Here is a 3,087-nt window from a genome sequence, read left to right on the forward strand (position 1 = left end):
TCACCGACCCGGCGGGCGGCGATGCCGAGCCCGTGGTGGTGATGCGCCGCTATCCGGATGCGCTGCGGCTCGCATCGATGGTGCGACGCGGTGAGCCCGTCGAGGGGCACCTCTCGGCGATCGCTGACAGGATCGCGCGCTTTCACTCCGAGGCCGTCCGCGGTCCACGGGTCGATGCGTGCGCCAAGGTTCCGGCGATGCGGGCGCGCTGGCGATCCAACCTGACCGAGTTGCGTCATTACGTCGGCTCAGCGCTCACCGCCGAATCGGTGACCGAAGTCGAGCGCCTCGCCATGCAATTCATCGACGGTCGCGCTGCCTTGTTCAACAGCCGCATCACCGACCGTCGCATCGTCGACGGGCACGGCGACCTGATCGCCGACGACGTGTTCTGTATCCCCGACGGGCCCGTCCTGCTGGACTGCCTGGAGTTCGACGACACCCTGCGCTACGTCGACGGACTCGACGACGCCGCGTTCCTGGCGATGGACCTGGAGTTCCTCGGCCGACCCGACCTGGGCGAGTTCTTCCTCGAGGAGTACCGCCGACGTGCCGAGGATTCCGCACCGGCCTCCCTGGCGCACTTCTTCATCGCCTACCGTGCGGTCGTCCGCGCCAAGGTCGACTGCATCAGGGCCAACCAAGGTCAGGCGGGTGCGGTGAGCGACGCGCGGCGACACCTCGACCTCGCGCTTCGGCACCTTCGCGCCGGCACGGTGCGCCTGGTCCTGGTGGGCGGCGGGCCAGGTACCGGCAAGACCACCTTGGCCCACGCACTGCGCGACCGTCTGGACGCGCAGGTCATCTCCAGTGACGACATCCGGCGCGACATGCAGACCCACGGCGAACTCTGTGGCGCGCGCGGAGTGTACAACGCCGGCCTCTACAGCTCCGACAAGGTCGACGCGGTCTACACGACGATGCTCCGTCAAGCGGACCTACTGCTTGCTGGTGGGCAGCAGGTGATTCTCGATGCCACCTGGCGTGACCTTCGGCACCGCCTCAAGGCACGCGACGCCGCGCGCGAAGGGCACTGTCCGATCATCGAATTGGCCTGCACCGTGTCCGTCACAGAGGCTGTGTCCCGCATCGCCGCGCGCTCCGTCACCACCTCGGACGCCACTGCCAGCATCGCCTCGGCAATGGCGCGCGGCGATCAAACCTGGGCGGGAGCTCACCACATCGACACCAGCAGACCACTGGGCGATTCCGTCGCCGAAGCACAGGAACTGTGCTGTCTCGCAATCTGATCCCACGAAGTCAAGAGAAGGCAAGGAACAATTTGCCGAGAGTCGATGCGTGCGGGTGGGGTCGGTGTTCGCCACCCGTGACCCGTCGAACGACCGGTAGTCCGTGGCCTCTGCGGGATCGATCAGGAGGTGAGGAGCAGCAGCTGACGCCCGAATCGCCGGGATCGCTTGCATGCCCGGGTGACCGTGACCAGGCGGCGGACGCCGTCTTCGATGCCGCTGGCGATCTCTTGCGCGTCCACCGTGGCGTCGAAGTCGCCGATCACGCCGAAGGAGAGTTCGTCGGCGTAGCTGGTGATCGCGATGCCGAGCCGCAGGTGCACGGCGATGGGCGGAATGGGCATCAGCGAGAGCACGGGGCGGCCCATCACCGAGACAGGTCGTGAAGGCCCCGGCACGTTGGTCGCGACCGTGACGACGCCCCGCTGCGGCAGCCGCGTGAGAAGCCGAACCGTCCAGGCCGTGACCGCGAACGGCAGCCAGTTCGACACCGCCACCACCAGACCGCCGGCCTGGGATTGCCCGCTGGACTTCGACTTGGTCAGTCGACTGTGGACGGTCCGTAGCCGCTGCAGCGGGTCGTCCAGTTCTACCGGGAGTAGCGGAAGCATCACCGATACCCGGTTGTCCGGGATGTGTTGCTCATCGGGCTTTCTCAACGACGCTGGCACCAGCGTACGAAGTGAGCTGGGTCGGATCGGCTCGCCACGGCGCAACATCGCTTCGCGAAAGCTGTCCGTGATGGCCGCCAGTGCAACGTCGTTGACCGTGACGTCGAAGCGGTGGCAGATCGTCTTCACGTCGGCCAGCGACACCCGGGAGGCGCTGTAGCGACGCAGGTCGGTCAGGGCGCCTGTCATCGCCTGTGGCGCCGGCGAGACGATTCCCGTGGCGATCTCCGCGGCGCCGGTGCTGAGCCGCCAGGCGGTGCGTGCCGTTGCCAGCGACGCGTTCCACGCCCCCGTGAGCCAGGACACCGGATTGAGGTCGGGCAGTCTGACACCACCGCCCGGTCTGGAAGGATCGTGCAAGACGGGGACGTGAGCTTCGGTGGCGACCCGGCCGTCGCATATCGCGGATAGCATGCTGCTGGCGGCGATTCCGTCAGCCACGCTGTGGTGGACCTTGACGACCAGTGCCCACCGCGAATCGTCTAGTCCGTCGATGAGCCAGCATTCCCACAGCGGTCGGCCACGGTCCAGTCGGCGCTCCATGAGGTCTGCCACCACGCGGAACAGGGCTGCGTCGTCCCCAGGTCGTGCCACGGCCGTACGCCGGACGTGGCGATGTACGTCGAACGAGTCGTCGTGGACCCATTCGGGTGCGCTGAGATCCCACGCATGCGAACGCACCACCTGGGTGCAGCGCGGAATACGACGCACGCGTTCTCGATCGTCGACACGAACGAGTCCATGTCGGGTGGTGGGCCTTCGAGCACGGCCACCGCTCCGATCGCCAGACTCGCGTGCCGGTCGGAGTCTTCTGCCTCGAGGAACCCGGAGTCGAGGGCTGATAGACGTTCGGACCGCATCGTCATCCATTCCCGTGGTCATCGCTGCGGCGGGAGCGAACGCATTCAGTGGTCACGACGGTGCTCTCGAGACACCGAACTCGCGACCAGCGGGGTATCGACGCCGACCCGCCCGAGCTTGGCAGCACCATCGGGAGAACCCAGTGGCGCATCGCGGCCGGGAAGTGTCTGGCTAAAGAATGCGGCATTGTCGGCGAGGTGTTGCCGTTCATCGTCGGGAAGATCCGTCTCGTAGTGGATCGCCTCGACCCGGCAGATCAACTTGCAGGCACCGCAGTCCACGCATTCGTCTGGGTTGATGTAGAG

Annotated in this window: 2 protein-coding genes and 1 pseudogene; 1 reads left to right on the forward strand and 2 read right to left on the reverse strand. The window is 66.8% G+C overall.

Annotation, left to right across the window (positions count from 1 at the left end):
• Positions 1-1,250, forward strand: a 1,250-nt coding sequence (locus ACRDUX_RS26420; RefSeq protein ID WP_526418082.1) for a bifunctional aminoglycoside phosphotransferase/ATP-binding protein, incomplete at its 5' end; no start/stop codon positions are given.
• Positions 1,251-1,372: 122 nt separating this feature from the next.
• Here the strand turns inward: ACRDUX_RS26420 and ACRDUX_RS26425 are convergent.
• Both ACRDUX_RS26425 and ACRDUX_RS26430 read right to left on the reverse strand, forming a co-directional pair.
• Positions 1,373-2,781 (reverse strand): annotated as a pseudogene (locus tag ACRDUX_RS26425) (WS/DGAT/MGAT family O-acyltransferase).
• 45 nt (positions 2,782-2,826) lie between these two features.
• On the reverse strand, positions 2,827-3,087 hold a 261-nt coding region (locus tag ACRDUX_RS26430; protein WP_526418084.1), incomplete at its 5' end, for a 4Fe-4S dicluster domain-containing protein.

The sequence above is a fragment of the Mycobacterium sp. genome (assembly GCF_050701675.1).
Taxonomy (GTDB): Bacteria; Actinomycetota; Actinomycetes; order Mycobacteriales; family Mycobacteriaceae; genus Mycobacterium.